Source organism: Chitinophaga sp., assembly GCF_035538455.1.
In the GTDB taxonomy this organism is placed as follows: domain Bacteria; phylum Bacteroidota; class Bacteroidia; order Chitinophagales; family Chitinophagaceae; genus Chitinophaga.
Genome location: NZ_DATLKJ010000151.1, coordinates 15,127 through 33,928 on the forward strand (window position 1 = coordinate 15,127; position 18,802 = coordinate 33,928).

An 18,802-nucleotide genomic window follows, 5' to 3' on the forward strand; every position below is an offset into this window, starting at 1 on the left:
ATTTTACTTTCTTTTAATTTATGTGGGTCCGGTATAGCGGTATGTTGTACGGGTAAAAATTGTTGGCAGCCATATAGAGGGCTTGGTCTGTTCCTGCGTTATAGTAGGGTATACACCGTTTAACCTGACAGATATTTTTAGTATATGCGTGAAAAAAGGAATGTGCTGACTTACTTGGGAGAAAAAGAGTGGCTGATTCTGTTTTTATGGTTTGGTTTAGCCTTTCTGGGCGCGATTATGGAGATTTCGAGAGATAACTATAACAATTTTCTCATCTTCAAGAATGTTTTTTTCCATGTGCTGCACCAGCAGTCGTTGTATGTGGAATATCCGGCAGATTATTACGATGTAAACCTGTACGGGCCGGTATTCAGCATTATGATCGCACCGTTTGCCGGCCTGGAAACGAAGCTCGGGGCGTTGCTCTGGGCACTTGCGGGAGCCGCGGCGTTGTACTATGCCATCAGGGAGTTGCCACTTACAAGAGTTCAGCAGAACATCATCCTGCTGCTGTGCAGTCAGGAGCTGATGGGGTCCAGTGGCTGGTTTCAGTTGAATCAGTTTATAGGGGCATTCATCATCCTTACTTTTACGTCTATTCTTAAAGGACGGGATCTGTGGGCGGCGTTCTTTGTTGTGTTAGGTACGCTTACGAAGTTTTACGGTATTGTGGGATTGGCATTCATTTTCTTTAGCAGTAATCCGAAACGCTTTATTGGCGGGTTATTCCTGTGGGGCGCGGTGCTATTTGCATTGCCGATGGTGATATCATCTCCCCAGTTTATTATTAATTCTTATTACGAATGGTATGCTGCCATTGTTCATAAAAACAGCCTGAACCTGCGCACCAATGTTACTTTCCAGGATCTATCGGCCGGAGGATTTATCAAAAGGGTATTCCGCCTCCCTAATCTGAGCAGTCTTGCAATATTGGTACCGGCGGTGGTGTTGTTCCTGTCGCAGTATATCATGTTGAAATATCGTTATAACTCCCGTTATCGCCTATACCTGTTATGTTCTGTTCTGATGTTCCCGGTGTTGTTCAGCTCAAGTTCTGAATCACCTACGTACATCATTGCTATCCCGGCTATCTGTATCTGGTATGTGATTCAGCAGCCGGTTACAAAGTGGACCAACATATTCCTGTTTTTCTCTATACTGTTGGTGAGTTTCTCACATTCCGATGTGGTAACTCCGTGGGTAAGGAAGAACCTGGCAGTGCCCTATGCCTTAAAAGCCCTACCCTGCCTGGTTTTGTGGTTAAGGATTGTTTACGAGATCTTGTCGAAGAAATTCCTCCTGCAGAAGTTGCCGCCTGTTCAGCCGGTACCAGTGCTACAAACTGCCGGCCACTTATAAAAAAATGGCTGGGAAAAGTTGTCTTGACCGCGTATATTGCCTGTTTAAAGGTTTTTGATTATGAAATCGCGATTCAAGATTGGCAGTGCCTTCGCGTTGTCTGCCGCAATGCTCGGAGGCTTGCCGGCACATGCGCAGAAGAAACAGATTGTTACGCCTGGCTTTGTAGAAAGTAAAGCAGTTGCTTCGGTAGATCCGTACATTGGCTCCGGAGGCCACGGACACGTTTTTGTTGGCGCCAGCGTTCCCTACGGCGCTGTGCAGGCAGGACCTACCAATATCGTTAAAGGGTGGGACTGGTGCTCCGGTTATCATTATTCAGACAGTGTTGTAATTGGTTTTTCACAGACACATCTCAGTGGCACCGGCATCGGTGATCTTGGCGACGTGCTCATCATGCCTTATACCGGTAAAATAAGGACCCAGCGCGGCACACAGGAAAATCCTGCCGCCGGGTACGGTTCCCACTATTCACATGCCCGCGAGACCGCCCGCCCAGGCTACTACTCCGTGCACCTTGACGATCATAATGTTCAGGTAGAACTGACAGCATCAGAAAGAGTAGCATTTCATAAATATACTTTCCCGAAAAATCAACAGGCAAACATCATCATCGACCTCAAAGAAGGGATCGGCTGGGATGCGCCGGTAGAGACATTTATACGCCAGGTAGATGAATATACGCTCGAAGGATACCGCTTCTCCAAAGGATGGTCAGAAGATCAGCGCCTCTGGTTTGCGATTAAATCTTCGGTACCTGTAAAACAGTTCCTGGTTTTTGAAGGAGATGAACAGAAAGACGGGAAATCACTGAAAGCCAAAGCTGCAAAGGGTGTTATCGCATTCGACAAATCTCCCGGACAGGTTATGCTGAAAGTAGGCATCTCCCCGGTGAGCAGTGAGAATGCACTGGCTAATATAAAGGCAGAGATTCCCGGCTGGGATTTCAAACAAGTAGTGAATGCCGCTAATGGCAAGTGGGATAAGGAACTGGCCAAAGTAAACATCGAAACAAAAGATGAAGTTGCCCGCAAAGTATTTTATACTGCGCTGTATCATACTATGATAGCTCCTGCGCTCTTCAATGATCATGATGGCAGTTATCGCGGAACTGATAAAAAAGCATATCCCAACCCGGGCTTCGACAATTACTCTGTTTTCTCTCTCTGGGATATCTATCGCTCCTGTGCACCACTCAGTACCATTCTTCACCCTGAAAAGGTAAACAGCTTCGTGAATTCCATGATCGCTATTCACAAGCAGCAGGGTAAATTGCCTATATGGCCGCTGATGGGCAGTGAAACCAATTGCATGGTAGGGTATCACGCAGTACCTACTATCGTGGATGCCTACCTGAAAGGCTTCACGGGTTTTAATGCTGAAGATGCTTTTGCTGCAATGAAAGCCTCTTCCACCCGTGATGACCTCGGTGTGAAATACGTAAAAGAACGAGGTTATATCCCCGCTGATAAAGAGTATGAATCTGTTTCGAAGGCGTTGGAGTATGCGATAGATGACTGGTGTATTGCTGCTATGGCTAAGAAAATGGGCAAACAGCAGGACTACGAATATTATAAAAAGCGCGCCGGCTACTACAAGAATTACTTCGACAGTACCATCCGCTTCGTACGTCCGCGTATGAGTGACGGCAGTTTCAAAACACCTTATGATCCTTTCAACTCCATCCATGAAAAAGGTGATTTCACGGAAGGAAATGGCTGGCAATACACCTGGCTGGTGCCGCAGGATGTAGAAGGACTCGTAAATCTGATGGGCGGCGACGAAGCCTTCACCCGTAAGCTCGACAGCCTCTTCACCGCCAAGGGGGATATGGGTGCACAGGCCTCCAGTGACATCTCCGGCCTGATAGGCATGTATGCACATGGTAATGAACCGAGTCACCATGTTACCTATATGTATACCTTCGCCGGTAACCAATGGAAAACTGCTGAAAAGGTAAGGCAGGTCATGAAAGATTTCTATTTCGATCAGCCTGAAGGCCTTGCTGGTAATGAAGACTGCGGTGCTATGTCTTCCTGGTATGTTTTCTCTTCACTGGGCTTTTATCCTGTAAACCCTGCAAATGGTGTTTATGTATTCGGCAGCCCGCTGTTTGACAAAGCCACACTGAAGCTCAAGGACGGTAAAACGTTCACTGTGCAAACAATCGACAACAGCAAAGAGAATATCTACATCCAGCGCATTACACTTAACGGTAAACCATATACGAAAAGTTTCATCACCCATGATGATATTATGAAAGGGGGTACCCTGGTTGTGAAAATGGGTAGCAAGCCTGAATACAACTTTGGTAAAGCTACTACAGACAGACCCTCCAATGTATTATAATTATCAGTATTGAGATTTGCGTGATGAGGCAGATGATTGTGATATAGCGAAATATATAAAGAGACCGCCCTGACAAATAACTGTCAGGGCGGTCTCTTTATATCATGAATGCGGTGATCTGCTGACTTTTTCTTTTATACGGAGGCCAACGTCTGGAGCACTTCCGGAGTTACGCTACCAAAGATAGATACCCCTGCGGCACCGTTCTTTAATGCCAGTGATATGGCTTCTCTCAAAGCATTATAGTCACTGTGGAAATCAGGCAGAAAGAGGCCGGCATACAGTGGAAATGCGCCGTGAAGTGCTTTGACGCCTTCTGCAACGGCATCGCCGATCCAGGCTACCGGTTCTTTATAAAATCCATGATAGATCATCGGACAAACAGCATTCAGTGGCCAGTTGGTCCAATCCTGCCGCACAATGCGCCTGGCTATTTCCGGTGTGGGAAACACCGCTGCTGAAATCGGTTTTTTATGTTTGGCGGCTACCTGTGCGATGTTGTTGACCACATTGGTGATACGGTCATATCGGAACTTGCGCCAGGATGGGCTTTGGTCGGGGTGTTCCATGTCAAGCGGATCTTTCCCGTATTGTGATTTATAGTTACTGCGGCATTGATCACAATAACAAAAATCGTATTCCGGTAACTCTTTTGACTGATCGATGCCATAGTGACTCCAGAGGTTGACGGGCAATATCACATCGCAGAAGCGTACATAATCCAGATGGATACCATCTACGTAGTCTTTTGTGAGTGCCTGTTCCACCTGCTCCCGGAGATAGTTTACCACTTCAGGTTTGGAAGGACACAGCCACCGGTAGTAATCCACATAAGGGGGATGATCGGCGCAGGACTCCCCTTTTCTGTTTTTGGCGTACCATTCCGGATGGCTTTTCAGCAGTTCCTTTTCACCGCGGTTCATTGTCCAGATCCAGCGGTGAGCCTTGATTCCATTAGCCCTGGCGGCTCTGAAGTGTACTTCGCTGTCTGCTTCAAAGAAAATATCCCCTATACCTGCTTTCTGGTAGGATGCGTAACGTTTCTCCAATACGTCTTTTGTTTCTTTCGGATCAGGATTGATCCATACTCTGTGCTTTGCTACTATTTTCTCCAGTCGCGGTGAAGCCTTGCCCGTTGCGGCTGCTGCCGACAATGGTGCCTGGGCCAGTGCAAGGCCGCTTATGCCCAGGGTTTTAATAAAATTACGTTTATCCATGTCCGTTATTTTCTTTCTGAATAAATGCGTCCCTCCTGATTCAGATGGATACTGCCTTTAAAGGTACTGCCGTTGATGATGGCCTCATACTGCGAAGAGGTACCCTCTATATTAAGATGATATACTTTATTATTTCCGGCGCTGATTTCCGGAGTTACACCCAGCTCTTTCGGTGTAGATGCAAACCGTCCGTGGGCGCGTTTGTACTGTTGCTGTCGATGATAGATGTCCCATAGGTATCGTTTGGCATCCTCAGTAGCAGGTACATTAAATATGACGTTTCCGTTGCCGGCAGTTTGTGTAGTGAACCAGAGATAGCCCCATCTTTCCGGTGCATGCATGTTGATAATATCCTGCGGTGACCACACCCAGTTGTGTTCCGGACGCTGCTGCTTTACATACCTACCGTTGCGGATATCGGTATCCCATTCCACCCTGGAGAAATTAATACGCCATATAGCGCTGTCGGCGGGATGTTGGGGGTCATTAAAGAAGCGCAACGCACTGAATGGAATGGCCATTTCTACTGTCCAGGAACTGTCTTTGTCTGAAGCCTGATTGATAGTGCCGTTAACGCTAACGGCTGTACGTAGTCCCTTGACGTCCCAGTTAAGCATAGCTGTACCACCGTTCCTGTATGGCTTTTGCATAAAGAGGTCCATTACGGTATTTAATGCATTGATCTCAATTTCGAAATATTGATGTGTATCTCCGTCTGGGTCAATAAATACTTCAAAGTCGTTGTCATGGAAGATGATGGCGTCATGTTGCTGCAAGGTGCCCCATACATGTGGCTCCTGCATAGTGGCGGCTATGTAGAGGTAGTTATCGTCCCATAGCATTTTCAGGCGGGTGCGCAAGGATGGCGCGGGCCTGGCATCCCCTTCAATATCTTTGAAATCTTCGCTCCATGCCACCATATTCCAGCTGGCCTCATCTGGTTTACCATCTATGACGATGCTGTCTGCGGCACGGTAACAAATATAATGGCGGGGCGTGCCCTTAAATGGCAGAAAGGACTCTGAGAAAGTCTGTGCTGAAAGCGGACTGAGGATAGTTAATAGTATAATTGTCTGGACTGTGATTTTTGTGATTTTTTTGATTATCCTGAGGGATAGATGATGATGATTAAGATTTTTTTTATGAAAGAGGCTTCTTATAAAATTTTGCATTGTTGACACGTTTAAATTCCAGGCTTCTGGCTCCAAAGTTGATTAATAACCCGACCTCCAGGTTAAATGCCTCAAGATAGTTAATTGTTTGGGCAAGATGTGCATCTTCTGTTTTAATTATTGCTTTTAGCTCAACGCAAATGACTTCATCAACCAGGAAGTCTACCCTTCGGGTTCCTACATGCAGGGTTTTATAGAATACAGGTATTTCTTTTTCTCTTTCAAATGGGATTCCGTGCTCAGTAAATTCAATAGCCAGTGCCCGCTGGTAAATTACCTCCTGAAAGCCATTACCCAGTATATTGTGTACGTTCATGGCGCAGCCAATTATCTTACTGGTCAGAGACGAGTAGGCATAACGATCATTGATCATTGTATTGGGTTGGTTAATCAAACAACAAAATAAATAGATAAATAAATGGATAACGATAAGCGCCGAGTGACGGCTAACAAACAATTCAATGGATAATGACAAGCGTCATTGAAATTATGTATCGAAATTAAACAAAAATCCTGATTAACAAAAAATAAAGTTACAACTTCAAATTTTGTTAATCAGGATGAAGATAAAGTTTAAAAGACGATTATTCTATTTGATCTTCCTACATCAGCAGAATCATTGTAATCATAAAGAAATCACAGTTCAGACAATATTGACGTTAATTTCCATTACCAAATCCGTACCCTCAAACTATCAGCTCTCCACATACCATCTCCTGATTTTACGCCATATACCTGGTAGAATGCGTCTACATCACTGAATGGCCCATTCACCCTGAATTTGGCGGGAGAGTGTACGTCAGTCAATACTCTTCTGGCGAGTTCCTGCTTCTTGGTGTGGCTCAGCCATCCGAGGGAGTAGCCCATAAAGTAGCGCTGAGCAGGTGTATAGCCAGCGATCTTCTCTCCTTTTTTGAATTGTTCAGTATGTTGGAAAGCATCCCAGCCCAGCAGGATACCGCCGAGGTCGGCGATGTTTTCACCTAGGGTGGCCTTACCATTGATATGCAGGCTGTCTACCACTACGTACCCGTCGAATTGTTTTACCATAACGGCAGCACGCTGATTGAACTTGGTTTCATCATCTTTGGTCCACCAGCTTTTCAGGTTGCCGGTAGCATCAAACTGGCGGCCTTCGTCATCGAAACCGTGTGTGATTTCATGACCAATGGTGGAAGCGCCGGCATAGCCATATACCAATGCATCGTCCAGTTCTTCATCGCGTTTGCCCGGAACGGTGAATATACCGGCCGGCAATACGATCTCGTTGTTGCTGGGGTTATAGTAAGCGTTATATGTTTGCGGCGTCATTTCCCATTCGGTGCGGTCTACTGGCTTACCGAGTTTACTCACATTGTACTGATGCCACCATTTGCGTGCTGCAGTGACATTGGCGAAGTAAGACTGGTCTTTGATCTGCATAGCGGAGAAATCTTTCCACTTATCGGGATAGCCTACTTTCTTGGTGATCTTCGACAGTTTATACAGTGCTTTCTGTTTAGTGCTGTCACTCATCCAGGTGAGGTTTTCGATACGTGTTTTCAGTGCGCCACGAATGTCTTCCACTAGCTTTTCATATCGCTGTTTAGCATTGGCATTGAAGAACTCTTTTACGAACAGTTGTCCGAGTGCTTCACCCATAACTCCTTCTTCAGCATCCAGTACGCGTTTCCAACGAGGCTTCTGCTTTTCCTGGCCTCTGAGCAGGGTACCATAAAATGTGAAGTCGGTATTGGCAATACTATCACTGAGTTGAGATGCGCTGCTATTGATCAGGTGCCATTTGAGATAACTTTTCCAGGCATCCAGCGGCTGCGATTTTATAGCGTTACTCAGCGTGGTATAAAATTCCGGTTGTCCTACGATTATTGTATCTGCAAATGATGTGATTCCCTGTTGTTTAATGAAGGCAGGCCAGTCGATGTTGCCGGCGATTTTGGTCAGCGCGGTTACGGGCATCTTGTGGTAATTGGCTTCAGGATCGCGCAGGGCTTCCAGTTTGCGGCTCGATTTGGCGAGTTGGGTTTCCAGTTGTACAACTGCTTGGGCAGCGGCTTTGGCGCTGGTGCTATCCAGGCCGGTGAATTGCAGCATTTTAGCTACATGCGCCGGATAGGCTTCGCGTATTTTGGTGGTACGGGCGTCGGTGTTGAAGTAGTAATCACGATCAGGCAGGCCCAGCCCTCCCTGATAGAACTGCAATGCCATTGCATCGCTGTTCTTAGCATCCTGACCTACTCCCACATTGCACAGGGCGCCGGTAAAAATATTCTGTTCGGCGGCAATCTGTAGCAGTTGCTGTGGCGTGGTAGCAGCATCGATGGCCTTCAGCTGATCTGCAATGGGTTGTATGCCGGCAGCGTTAATGGCTGCGGAGTCCATCCCGCTTTTCCAGAATGCAGCTATTTTCCTGGAAATATCGTCTGTAGGTTTTTCTATGGCCTGCTCATTGATAGTGCGTAATCTTTTATATAATTCTTCCTGTACCAGGTTAGCGACGCTCCATGAGCTGTATTCAGGAGGTATGGGGTTGCGTTTGATCCAACCGCCATTGGCAAATTCAAAGAAATCCTGTGCGGGGTTCACAGTACTGTCGACGTTTGCTGCGAGAATATCTGCAGTAGATTGGCTGGCATCGGCTGTTCGCTGGCCCTGGTTACACGCCATGAGCGTGGCTAAGCCGGCAATCCCCATGCAGGTAAAGAGATTTTTTCTCATAAAATTATCCAGGTTGTTGATTAGTAGGTAGGAAAGGTAGTTAAATTTAGCTATTTTGATGAGCCGCTTATCAATCCGACGGTTATTCTATGATCAATCAACTTACCCGTAACCGCATACTATCCATTGACGCCTTCCGTGGTATCACCATCCTTGTAATGATATTTGTAAACAGTGTGGCTGGAGTAAAAGGAATTCCATCCTGGATGCAGCATGCCCATGCTGATGAAGACAGGATGACATTTGTGGATGTGGTATTTCCTGCATTCCTTTTTATTGTGGGTATGTCTATTCCTTTTGCGATCAATAGCAGACTAACAAAGGGCGACAGTTTCTTTCAATTACAAAGGCATATCGCCTGGCGAACAATAGGGCTGCTGGTATTAGGGGTGTTTATGGTAAACACTTCTGATCTCAATAGCGAAGCAACGGGAATCAGTGCAGCATGCTGGGCGTTGTTGTTTTACATATGTGTTGTACTGGTGTGGAATGTCTATAAATTTCAGCAGCCGTGGATCAGCTGGTGTTTCAAAGGTGGCGGTATAGTGGGGTTGCTGATACTTGGATGGATTTACCGCGGCGGAGAAGATGGGACGATGCGCCTTACACCGCAGTGGTGGGGTATCCTGGGACTTATCGGTTGGGCTTACCTTTACAGCTGCATTATTTATCAGCTGTTTAAAGGTGTTGTCAGTGCTTATTTTTTAATGATAGCTGTATGTATCGGTTATTATATTTTGTGTCAGCAGCCGTTTATACATCACGGTGAATGGAGCTGGCTGGGGTCGCAAGCTGGTAATGCAGCGCATACGGCTATTGTATTGTGTGGGATGGTATTGTCATTGTTTTATTTTGATGAGGAACTGGGATTGAAAGGAAGCAGATTAGTGAGCCGGGTAACGGGCTTTTTTAGTATGTTGCTGTTGTTCGGCGTATTCCTGCGGCCTGAGTACAAGATCTCAAAAATACACGCTACCCCCAGTTGGTGTTTGTTCAGTGCAGCCATATGCGTGGTGGTGTTTGCTGTTTTATATTTTCTTACAGATATAAAAAAAGTTACTGGATGGACTACTTTCTTCAAACCGGCGGGATCTAATCCACTACTCACCTATATACTTCCTGATATTGTTTATTTTGGGATGATGGTTGCGGGCATACAGCTCCCAGCTTTGCTGGGAGAGGGGTTGCCGGGAATCATCTGGTGCATGTTCTTTGCGGTGATCATGCTGCTGCTCGTAAAAGGATTAAATAAAATTGGTATTCGCCTTCAGTTGTAACAATATTCCCCCCTGCTACGTTATAGTAACGTAATGTAGAAAATTATCTACGTGAGCAACATCCTACCCCGGTTGTTATACGTAGATATTTCGGTGGCATTTGGTTTGAGGCACATCAACTGGTACTTAATCTTTTTATCCCAAAATATGACCCTGATGAAAAAAATTGCAATTATTTTAACCGTCACAGGTGTGATTTTAGCTATCTTAGCGCAGTATGCTTTAATCAATGACTGGGTGTGGTTTAAAGTGTTTCATACCCTTGGTTTTATCGGATACATATTTATCATCAGTGGTCTTGCTTATTTTTCCCTGTGGTTTATCCATCAGCTTTCCCGCGATGAAAAAGACAGGATAAAACGTTTTTATCATCAGCAGCATGAAGCTGATAACGAAATATAACGGGCTGCGCAACGATTGTGAAGAATGTCTGCGGATACTTTTACTCTTAAATTTGAATATAAAGGCCATCCACATATCCTGGATGTGCATGCCGTTTCCAGCCAATATAAAACCGTATATAAAGTGACGGTGGAGGAGCACGAAATTACTTTTGAGCCTGATGAAGAAGGCTACGTGCGCGCAGTGAAAGACAACCCCTTGCACGAACATTCAAAGTCTGTAGATGTGGCTTTACTGCATCATGTTGCAGAGCTGATCGTTGCCCATATACAATAACTCAGTTTTCCTTTTCGCCTCTTACTTCATCGCGGATGGATGCTGCATCCCAGCCCTGGCCTTCATCAAGCCATGTTTTCACTTTGTCTGAAGCGATCAGTTTCTCCATTTCTTCCACGCGTTCTTTCATGATATTGAGGAATTCTTTCTTATCGTCGCGGAGGGCGGATAGGCCTTTGAGGCTTTTTTCGTCCTGGCGGAGGAAAGTGCGAGCAGCGCGATGGCTGTGATAGGCCCGGATGCCGAGCATGGTCAATGCGTCTGCCCCCATACGTAGTGAGGTGTCTACTGTTTCGCGGTAGATGTGCAGTACGCCGAGGTCCATCAGGTCAAAGGTATCCTCTATCTGCTGTGCTCTTACGAGCAATTGCAGGTGAGGAAAGTAGCGTTTGGCGATGTTTACTATTTCGCGTGTCTGGTCGCTATTGTCTGTGGCTACTATCAGCATTTTAGCGTCTTTGGCGCCGGCGGCAGCCAGCAGGTCGTAACGGGAGGCATCACCGTAATATACTTTGATACCCAGGTTGTGCAAGGCATCCACCCGGTCGGAGTCAAGATCCAGGATTGTACATGCGATACCATTCGCCCGCAGGAAGCGCCCAGTCATGCTGCCAAAACGACCAAAGCCTGCAATGATCACCGGATTCTTTTCATTGATTTCGTCAGCGTGCCTTTCATTTCCGGGAGCTGTGCGTGTATACCTGGGCTGCAACACTTTTTCATATAGGAGCATAATGAGCGGGGTAAGCGCCATGCTGATGGCCACCACGGCGGTGAGCATGGCGGTTGTATGTTCATCAAGTATATGCGATTGGGTACTGAAAGACAACAGTACAAATGCAAATTCCCCGATGTCAGAAAGGGCCAGTGCAAACAGCAGGTTCTGGTCTGTGCTCATCCTGAATATTTTCCCCAGACCTAGTAATATCAATGCCTTTACAATCATTAATGCTATTACAATACCGGCAATGAGCCAGGGTTGCTGCATGATCAGCCTGAAATCTATAGAGGCGCCTACTGCTATGAAGAAAAGTCCCAGCAGCAAACCTTTGAACGGCTCAATATCGCTTTCCAGCTCGTGCCTGTATTCACTATTGGCTAACACTACACCGCCAAGAAATGCGCCCAGTGCGGAGCTGAGCCCCACAAGGTTCATGAGCACTGCAATAGCCACCACTATCAACAACGCCGTAGCAGTGAATAACTCACGGACACGGGTACGCGCGATGACACGCATCAGCGGATTCACGACATACCTCCCGGCAATTATGATCACACACACAGCGGCCAGCACCACCAGTGTTTGTCCCCATCCTGGTAATCCATCACGAAGGGAGGTGCTGTGCGATCCTGGTACAGCAATACCGGAAACAGCCAGCAGCGGAAAAATAGCCAGCATCGGGATGACGGCAATATCCTGGAACAGCAGTACAGAGAAGGCGCTCTGCCCGGCTGTTGTTCCCATCCATCCTTTTTCATTTAGCGTTTGCAGCACAATTGCGGTTGAAGACAATGACAATATCATCCCCAATGCGAGGGATGCTTTCAGCGGTTGCCCTGTCCAATAAGAGATAGCAGCAATCGCGGCGGCACTCACTATAACCTGCAAACCACCCAGCCCCAGGATAGAGGATCGCAAACGCCATAGCAGCGCGGGTTCCAACTCAATACCTATCAGGAATAACATCATCACCACACCAAATTCCGCGAAGTGCATAATATCTTCTCCTCCGTTGCCTATCAATCCTGCTACAGACGGGCCTATGATGACACCCGCTATCAGATAGCCCAACACGGCGCCCAATCCCATTTTCTTGGCCAGTGGCACAAACACAATAGCGGCGGCCAGGTATACCATCGACTGAAAAAGTAAGGAATGCTGATCCATAAGATTATTGGGTTGGTGAAGGAAGTTGAAGAATCTGGTTCATGTTCGGTACCTGCAATAATGCCGAAGGCTCAAACTTATCGTCGCGCAGGCCTTCCAGCACACGGCGGTATTCCTGTGCGGCTTCTTTAATATCACTAATGTCCATCCTGTGCACGCCATAAATCACATAGGGGGAAATGTACTCCATGTTACATAGTACGGCTGTCTGGATAAATGGCGTGAGAAATTGACGTATGGTGAAACGGTGTATGCCGGTTTCGTGATAGGCGCTTTCCGAAGCGCCGGTGGAAATGATATTGGTGAAGTACTTGCCTTCGAGTGCCTTGCCCTGGTGGCCATAGGCCCAGCCATGTTCCAACACAAGGTCCGTCCACTGTTTCACAATGGCGGGTGCGCTGTACCAGTAAAAGGGATGCTGCATCAGAATAACATCGTGCTTCTCCAGCAGCTCCTGCTCGCGGTTCACATCGATGTCCAGATCCGGATAGCGTTCATAGAGGTCATTGAAGGTAATGCCCTGCATTCCTTTTACCATTGCCAGCAATTCCCGCTGCATCCTGGATTTTTCCAGAGCGGGATGTGCAAAATTGATCAAAATTCTAGCCATGAGATGAATCAGTTACAAATCATCTGATTATTCTGCGTTGGAATACTCCTGCAGTAATAACCTGTATTTATTAAGAATGCTTGATTTTGAAATGAAGCCCACCAATTTTTTGTCCTGCACTACTGGTAATGTCCACACATTCACTTCATCAAATATCTTGATCACCTGGTTGATGTTGTTCTTCAAGGAAACTACAGCCGGCGGTGCTTTCATCAGTTTCTTCACAGTAATGCTATCATAGAGTTCCGGGTTGAACATAATGGGCCGTATATCGTCCAGGGTAACGATGCCCTGAAATAGTTGTTGCTGATCCATCACAGCTATGATGTTGCGATTACCCTCTTTTACTACGTCTATCAGCTGGCGGAGGCTGGCATCAATGCTGATCTGTTGGACATCCGTTTCAACAAGGTCATTCATTTTCATGAGCAGCAGTATGTTTTTGTCATGTTCTCTGGTGAATACTTTCCCTTCTTTCGCCAGTTCTTTGATTTCGGGAGAAATGGGAGAAAACCATTTTGCTATCAGGTAGGAGATGGTGGCAACGATCATCAGGGGTATAAAGAGATCATAGCCTGAGCTCGATTCTGCGATCAGGAAGATAGCAGTGAGTGGTGCATACATTACACCGGCCATCACGCCTGCCATACCTACGATTACAAGATTGGTCACTGGTACATCATCAATACCGAGTTGTGAGCAGAGGATGGCAAAAAAGTAACCGAGAAAGCCCCCTGCAAACAGTGAGGGTGCAAAGTTACCACCATTGCCTCCGCTCTGTATGGTAATGGAAGTGGCGAATGCTTTCAACAGACACACACAACCTGTGAATACCAGTATCATCCAGCTTTGCAGTGGCAGATAACGGAAGAAGCTGTTCTGTAGAATTTCTTCACCGCTACCGCCGGCCAGGGCTTTCACGCTGCTGTACCCTTCGCCGAACAGCGGCGGCATCATCACGCAAAGCGCTGATACCAATACGCCGCCCAGCATAGCCTTGTGCAAAGCGTTCCATTGCAAATGTTTGAAGAAGTGCTCTACTTTCTGCGACAGTACCACAAAGTAACGGGCGTATAGTCCGCAAAGTAATCCCAACGCTATATAAAAAGGAAGGTTGTGATAATTGAATGGCATGCGTGATTCAAAATGAAATAACACCTCTTCCTGTAAAATGATTTTGGATAGCAGGCTTCCGCATACTGCAGCCACTATCAGCGGCATGAAGTCTGAAAATACTACGCCGGTGAGCAGGATTTCAAAAGCGAACATCATCCCGGCGATGGGTGCATTGAATGCTGCTGCGATGCCAGCTGTGGCGCCTGCAGCCAATAATAGCGTGCGTTCCTTGTAGCCCAGGTGATAGGTACGCGCATAGTTGGAGCCGAGCGCGGCGCCCGTCACTGCGATGGGGCTTTCAAGTCCTGCGGAACCTCCCAGCCCCACTGTGATGGCACTCTGCAATACCTGCGAATACATTTTTACCGGTGGGATAAAACTGGAGTTTAGTGCAATCTCGTGCAAAATGGCCGGTATGCCTTTCCTGGACTGCCCTTTGAAGAACAGTACTACCATGAGTGTAGTGAGCACAATACCGAGGAACGGGAAAACAATATAGAAAATGACCTGGGTACTGAAATGAACTTTGTAGGTAATAACGTAGTGAATGTAATGTACCAGCGTTTTGAGAATCACACCGGCCAGTCCTGCGGCGCATCCCACCAGTATACCCGATAGCAGCAGGAACTGATTCCTGTTAAGTTTGCTGTGCAGCCAGTGAATGATCAATTCATAGCTTCTGGCTTTCCTCATGCTGTACTGCTCGAAATCTCTCTTAAACCGGAAAAAGCTATGATATTTTCTGATGCGGGTAAACTGACTCATGAAGCAAATTTAGTGAATCACAGTTCAATCAATGCATATACTTTATCGTTCATGTAAGGCCCGCCAGGGTGACGTGCAGTATAGTCGAGATTGATCCAGTATTCACCTTTCAGTTCGTGGTAGTAGATCTCTTTCACCATTGGTTTAGGGAAGAGTGTTACAATAGCCTGTTTCATGATCTCAAAATCATTTTTGTCGCCGCAATACAATTCCGGGTATGCATGTCCTTTAATGAGTACGATACGGCAGCGAGCACCAATAGATTGCATACAGGAAGTCATAAGGAGGGAGTGGTCATCACAGTCGCCGCCGAGTCCATTTTGTATCGTCTCCTGGGGTGTGGCAAAGTATTCGTCTCGCCGAGAGTCCAGTACATATTTGAAATGACTGTTAATATAACGGAAGAGAGAAAGGAAGCGGGTGATCTTTCCGTACTTGTAAAAGTATTCATCAAAATAGTCGAGGGAATGTTTCACGGAGAAATTGCGGACTACGGAATCCTGGTAGTTGATTTTTTCGCGTATACCTCTTACTGTTTTATCGCGGTAGCTTTCCACTCTCCTGGGGTATAGACTGAGGATGTCCAGTTGCTTGCTGTCTTTAGCGCCCCAGTTGCCCTGTACCATACCTTTATAATCGTTCATTACATTGGAGAAGGTGTAGCGGTCTGCAAACCGGTTGATCAGTAGTATGGCGCATACCATCAGGAACATGGGAATGATGAGTGGCCTGAATACCCAGCGTAACAGGTATACCAGCAGGAGGCAGGCGATCACGGATATTGCCAGGTCAATATGCCACCCGCCGGCAACGATGGGCGGAATGAAACGGTTGATATATGGCGCCAGCATCACTATGGTGAGCAGGCCCAATACATTCAACAGTATTTTTAGAGGCGCCGAATATTTACTTTCATCAATGGCCATTACGCTATGCAAGAAAGCAAAATTATGCCATAATCACCTTGCAAAGTTTGGGATGGGTTGTTTGAAGGAGGTGCTTTTCCTTATTTGCTCCATCTGCTGTATGGTTTCATAGTATTGTTTATCCATTTTCAGCTCACTGTATATTTTACAGAGGAGGTTGAAGTTCATGATAGCGAGGATTTTGAAGTCCAGCTTTTGTGCATTTTCCACGGCGTTTTCTGCAGTGCGAATAGCTTTATGGAACTCCTGTTCATTAATATATACGGTGGCGTGCAACAGTTTATGGAATGATTCCAGGTACTTACCTCCGAAGTAATCAGAAGAATAAGTTTTGATTACCTGGTCTGCATGCCTGCAGATGCGTTCTGCCACTTTGGTGTTGCCGAGCGATAAATGGGCATGGGCCTGCCAGCAGAGCAGCATTAGCCGGAATGAGTCGGCCTTGCGGCGCAACAGCGAAGGGTAGGTTTCAAACAGCCGCGTGGTGAAGTCGAGCAGGCTTTCGTGATCTCCTAACAACAGCAATACAGTGCCCATGTTGCGGAAGACTATTTCTTGAGGTACGGTGAAAGGCCGTCTGGATGCTGCTTCCCAGTATTCAGGGTATTGGTATATTTTCAGGCGGATCTCTTCGTTTACGATACCAAATTTCATGTATTCATAAATAAAGAGCATCAATTCGTAGGGCGATACCCATATTTCTCCGTCAAATTCACTGGGATCATATAATTTCTTCACCTGGTTCATTTCCAATTCACACTGCTCAGCATCCAGTTGCAATAGTGCAATGGTGAAGAGCATGTTTCTGATTTTGAGCTTGTCTTCTTTTGTTTCTGCAAGTCCCAGCAGGGCATTCAGCACTTTTCGTTTCCTGAAGTGTATGAATTCATCATTGATAAAATGGCTGAGAAGGTTCTTTTTGAAGAATCCTGCGGGGAAGATGGATTTCAGTTCCAGTTGATTATTGCCTTCATGCTGATAATGCAGGATGAGGTATTCCAGCAGGTGCGATTTTTCGATATTGGCGAGCGGGAGATGTAGCATTTTGATGATACCATCTGTCTGTGCATGATTGATGGCATATCGTAGCAGCCAGCTGAACACGCCTAGCCGGTAGGATGATTGCGGCAGGTGTTCCAGTATGGCGAGTAGCATTTCTTCGCTGATGCCCTGGTTGTAGTTTTGCAGGTAGGACATCGCTACAAAGTATTCCTGGAGGGAAGTGTGGGCAAACCTCACTTTCACATGGAACATGATTTCCTGGCTCAGGTTTTCTTCCACCAGGATGTTATCAGCCAGTAATTCTTTATAGGCAGGAAACAGGTCAGCGTTCTGGTTGAGCAGAAGATGTTTGTCTGTATAAATACCGCTTCTGCCAAGGTCCAGCAGTGAGAGCAGCTTCTGGATGATCTTTATTTTAAAGGAGTTGCTTTGCGCATTGAATACGCGGTTTTGTATAAACCTGGACACAATTTCGAACAGGCTGAGGTGTTCATCTATAAAATGCTGGTCTGGTCCGGCATTGAGCTGGCAGAAGAGCTGCAGATAGTAAGGATGCCGCAGTTTCTGCAGGAAGCTTTCGGAGAACATCTTTACCGTAGCCTGGTCAAACTGATGGTTATGGAGGATGGCTTTTACCTCCTGATCTGCGAGTGAGGGCAGGTTGATATTGGTTTCTTCATCCATTTCTTTGCCCAGGTACCAGTAGCGGCGGAAAGCAGGATACTGTTGAGAGTGCTGGAATATCTCGGCCCATGTGCTGCTCCGGATGGAGAGGATCACCTTTACCCACGGATAGCGGTCGTTGGAGTATACAAAGTCTTCGAGTTTGGTATATAATACTTTCAGCTTCTCTCCTGCTACTGCAATTTCATCGAAGCCATCTATAATAAGTATAAGTCTGCCTCCTTTTTTTTCAAAGTGGTTGGCGAAGTATTCCCTGAAGTTCTCGCCATTACCCATATTCATCTGGTTATCCAGCCATGCGGAGAGAGAAAAGCCTTTCAATAGCAGGCTGCCTGCTGCATGCGCATGAATGAACCAACATACGTCATGTTTGAAGCGGGCGTCTTTACAGAACCAGAAATGTTCGGCGAGATGGACCAGTGCTACAGATTTTCCCCAGCCGGAAGGGGCTATGAGGGCGGTGGCTGCGTAATCACTTTCGAGGAAGCGTTCTATGTGTGCCGTACAGAAGGGGCGCGGTACAGTAAAGGGGAAGGAAATTCCTGAGCGGTTTTTCAGGGTGAGGATGGTGTAATGAGACACTGCATCGGCTTTCGCTTTGAGGTCATCCCATTTCCTTGTGTCAATCAATGCAGGTCGGGCGGCTGAGTTCATCAGCTGATAATGATGTTGTTGGAAATCGTCCCAATCTTTATACTGACAATACTGCGATAATGTATTGAGTGTGTATCTGGAGAAGCTGTGTTGAGCAACAGCAAATCCAAATACTCTTTTCAGCGTAGTTTCGCTCACCAGTTTTGTGGTGTAATCCAGTATGGATTGAGCCAGATTCTTACAATCTGCCGGTAACATGACCTCAACTCCGTAACGTTTTAAAACTTCCTTCTGTAACGTTATGATGAAGTCATAGGATAGATCAATCATAGGGGCAATAATGGATTATGGAATTTTTCGATACTCATTTAAGTACGTACAGATCAGCCGTTTAGATTTGGGAAAATTGAAATGATGATGATTGCCCGCAATATTAGCGCACGTTAT

At 46.4% G+C, this 18,802-nt stretch carries 14 protein-coding genes; 5 read left to right on the top strand and 9 right to left on the bottom strand.

Annotation, left to right across the window (positions count from 1 at the left end):
* Positions 1 to 144 precede the first annotated feature (144 nt).
* Together VM802_RS17775 and VM802_RS17780 are read left to right on the top strand one after the other, a co-directional pair.
* Complete coding sequence (locus tag VM802_RS17775; RefSeq protein WP_325532950.1) at positions 145 to 1,359, top strand: glycosyltransferase family 87 protein; 1,215 nt, start codon at positions 145 to 147, stop codon at positions 1,357 to 1,359.
* A gap of 60 nt (positions 1,360 to 1,419) precedes the next feature.
* Complete coding sequence (locus VM802_RS17780; protein WP_325532952.1) at positions 1,420 to 3,708, top strand: GH92 family glycosyl hydrolase; 2,289 nt, start codon at positions 1,420 to 1,422, stop codon at positions 3,706 to 3,708.
* 134 nt (positions 3,709 to 3,842) lie between these two features.
* Here the strand turns inward: VM802_RS17780 and VM802_RS17785 are convergent, their stop codons facing one another.
* From VM802_RS17785 to VM802_RS17800, 4 genes are all read right to left on the bottom strand, one after another.
* The gene (locus VM802_RS17785) at positions 3,843 to 4,925 is read right to left on the bottom strand and encodes a family 10 glycosylhydrolase (protein ID WP_325532954.1); all 1,083 of its coding nucleotides are present in this window, start codon (positions 4,923 to 4,925) and stop codon (positions 3,843 to 3,845) included.
* 5 nt (positions 4,926 to 4,930) lie between these two features.
* The gene (locus tag VM802_RS17790; protein WP_325532956.1) at positions 4,931 to 6,097 is read right to left on the bottom strand and encodes a carbohydrate-binding family 9-like protein; all 1,167 of its coding nucleotides are present in this window, start codon (positions 6,095 to 6,097) and stop codon (positions 4,931 to 4,933) included.
* Positions 6,066 to 6,470, bottom strand: a complete 405-nt coding sequence (locus VM802_RS17795) for a GxxExxY protein (RefSeq protein WP_325532958.1) — start codon at positions 6,468 to 6,470, stop codon at positions 6,066 to 6,068. The genes VM802_RS17790 and VM802_RS17795 overlap by 32 nt, the downstream gene beginning before the upstream one ends.
* 296 nt (positions 6,471 to 6,766) lie before the next feature.
* Positions 6,767 to 8,815 carry a M13 family metallopeptidase gene (locus tag VM802_RS17800; protein ID WP_325532960.1) on the bottom strand — a complete coding sequence of 683 codons (2,049 nt, stop codon included), beginning with the start codon at positions 8,813 to 8,815 and terminating at the stop codon, positions 6,767 to 6,769.
* An 89-nt stretch (positions 8,816 to 8,904) separates the two neighbouring features.
* Between VM802_RS17800 and VM802_RS17805 the strand changes: the two genes are divergently transcribed.
* The 3 genes from VM802_RS17805 to VM802_RS17815 all read left to right on the top strand — a co-directional run bounded on the left by VM802_RS17805 (position 8,905) and on the right by VM802_RS17815 (position 10,770).
* The gene (locus tag VM802_RS17805; RefSeq protein ID WP_325532962.1) at positions 8,905 to 10,092 is read left to right on the top strand and encodes a DUF5009 domain-containing protein; all 1,188 of its coding nucleotides are present in this window, start codon (positions 8,905 to 8,907) and stop codon (positions 10,090 to 10,092) included.
* A 156-nt stretch (positions 10,093 to 10,248) separates the two neighbouring features.
* Positions 10,249 to 10,494, top strand: coding sequence for a hypothetical protein (locus VM802_RS17810; protein ID WP_325532964.1), 246 nt, complete (start codon positions 10,249 to 10,251; stop codon positions 10,492 to 10,494).
* A gap of 24 nt (positions 10,495 to 10,518) precedes the next feature.
* Positions 10,519 to 10,770 (top strand): hypothetical protein, encoded by a 252-nt coding sequence (locus VM802_RS17815; protein ID WP_325532966.1) that lies wholly within the window; start codon positions 10,519 to 10,521, stop codon positions 10,768 to 10,770.
* Position 10,771: 1 nt separating this feature from the next.
* On the opposite strand, the gene VM802_RS17820 is transcribed toward VM802_RS17815, so the two are convergent.
* The 5 genes from VM802_RS17820 to VM802_RS17840 are packed head-to-tail and all read right to left on the bottom strand — an operon-like array spanning position 10,772 to position 18,685.
* A complete protein-coding gene (locus VM802_RS17820; RefSeq protein ID WP_325532968.1) occupies positions 10,772 to 12,658 on the bottom strand; it encodes a monovalent cation:proton antiporter-2 (CPA2) family protein in 1,887 nt (628 codons plus the stop codon).
* 4 nt (positions 12,659 to 12,662) lie between these two features.
* Entirely contained in the window at positions 12,663 to 13,268 is a 606-nt protein-coding gene (locus VM802_RS17825; protein WP_325532970.1) for an NAD(P)H-dependent oxidoreductase, read from the bottom strand.
* 27 nt (positions 13,269 to 13,295) lie between these two features.
* Entirely contained in the window at positions 13,296 to 15,149 is a 1,854-nt protein-coding gene (locus tag VM802_RS17830) for a chloride channel protein (protein WP_325532972.1), read from the bottom strand.
* A 17-nt stretch (positions 15,150 to 15,166) separates the two neighbouring features.
* On the bottom strand, positions 15,167 to 16,087 hold the full coding sequence (locus VM802_RS17835; protein ID WP_325532974.1) for a transglutaminase domain-containing protein: 921 nt from the start codon (positions 16,085 to 16,087) through the stop codon (positions 15,167 to 15,169).
* A 21-nt stretch (positions 16,088 to 16,108) separates the two neighbouring features.
* Positions 16,109 to 18,685 (bottom strand): NACHT domain-containing protein, encoded by a 2,577-nt coding sequence (locus VM802_RS17840; protein WP_325532975.1) that lies wholly within the window; start codon positions 18,683 to 18,685, stop codon positions 16,109 to 16,111.
* Positions 18,686 to 18,802: the final 117 nt, after the last annotated feature.

What these genes read in the sequence shown, in the direction of transcription:
- VM802_RS17775 (WP_325532950.1), top strand. Translation starts at nt 145, where the DNA reads ATGCGTGAAAAAAGGAATGTGCTGACTTACTTGGGAGAAAAAGAGTGG.
- VM802_RS17780 (WP_325532952.1), top strand. Translation starts at nt 1,420, where the DNA reads ATGAAATCGCGATTCAAGATTGGCAGTGCCTTCGCGTTGTCTGCCGCA.
- VM802_RS17785 (WP_325532954.1), bottom strand. Translation starts at nt 4,925, where the DNA reads ATGGATAAACGTAATTTTATTAAAACCCTGGGCATAAGCGGCCTTGCA.
- VM802_RS17790 (WP_325532956.1), bottom strand. Translation starts at nt 6,097, where the DNA reads ATGCAAAATTTTATAAGAAGCCTCTTTCATAAAAAAAATCTTAATCAT.
- VM802_RS17795 (WP_325532958.1), bottom strand. Translation starts at nt 6,470, where the DNA reads ATGATCAATGATCGTTATGCCTACTCGTCTCTGACCAGTAAGATAATT.
- VM802_RS17800 (WP_325532960.1), bottom strand. Translation starts at nt 8,815, where the DNA reads ATGAGAAAAAATCTCTTTACCTGCATGGGGATTGCCGGCTTAGCCACG.
- VM802_RS17805 (WP_325532962.1), top strand. Translation starts at nt 8,905, where the DNA reads ATGATCAATCAACTTACCCGTAACCGCATACTATCCATTGACGCCTTC.
- VM802_RS17810 (WP_325532964.1), top strand. Translation starts at nt 10,249, where the DNA reads ATGAAAAAAATTGCAATTATTTTAACCGTCACAGGTGTGATTTTAGCT.
- VM802_RS17815 (WP_325532966.1), top strand. Translation starts at nt 10,519, where the DNA reads ATGTCTGCGGATACTTTTACTCTTAAATTTGAATATAAAGGCCATCCA.
- VM802_RS17820 (WP_325532968.1), bottom strand. Translation starts at nt 12,658, where the DNA reads ATGGATCAGCATTCCTTACTTTTTCAGTCGATGGTATACCTGGCCGCC.
- VM802_RS17825 (WP_325532970.1), bottom strand. Translation starts at nt 13,268, where the DNA reads ATGGCTAGAATTTTGATCAATTTTGCACATCCCGCTCTGGAAAAATCC.
- VM802_RS17830 (WP_325532972.1), bottom strand. Translation starts at nt 15,149, where the DNA reads ATGAGTCAGTTTACCCGCATCAGAAAATATCATAGCTTTTTCCGGTTT.
- VM802_RS17840 (WP_325532975.1), bottom strand. Translation starts at nt 18,685, where the DNA reads ATGATTGATCTATCCTATGACTTCATCATAACGTTACAGAAGGAAGTT.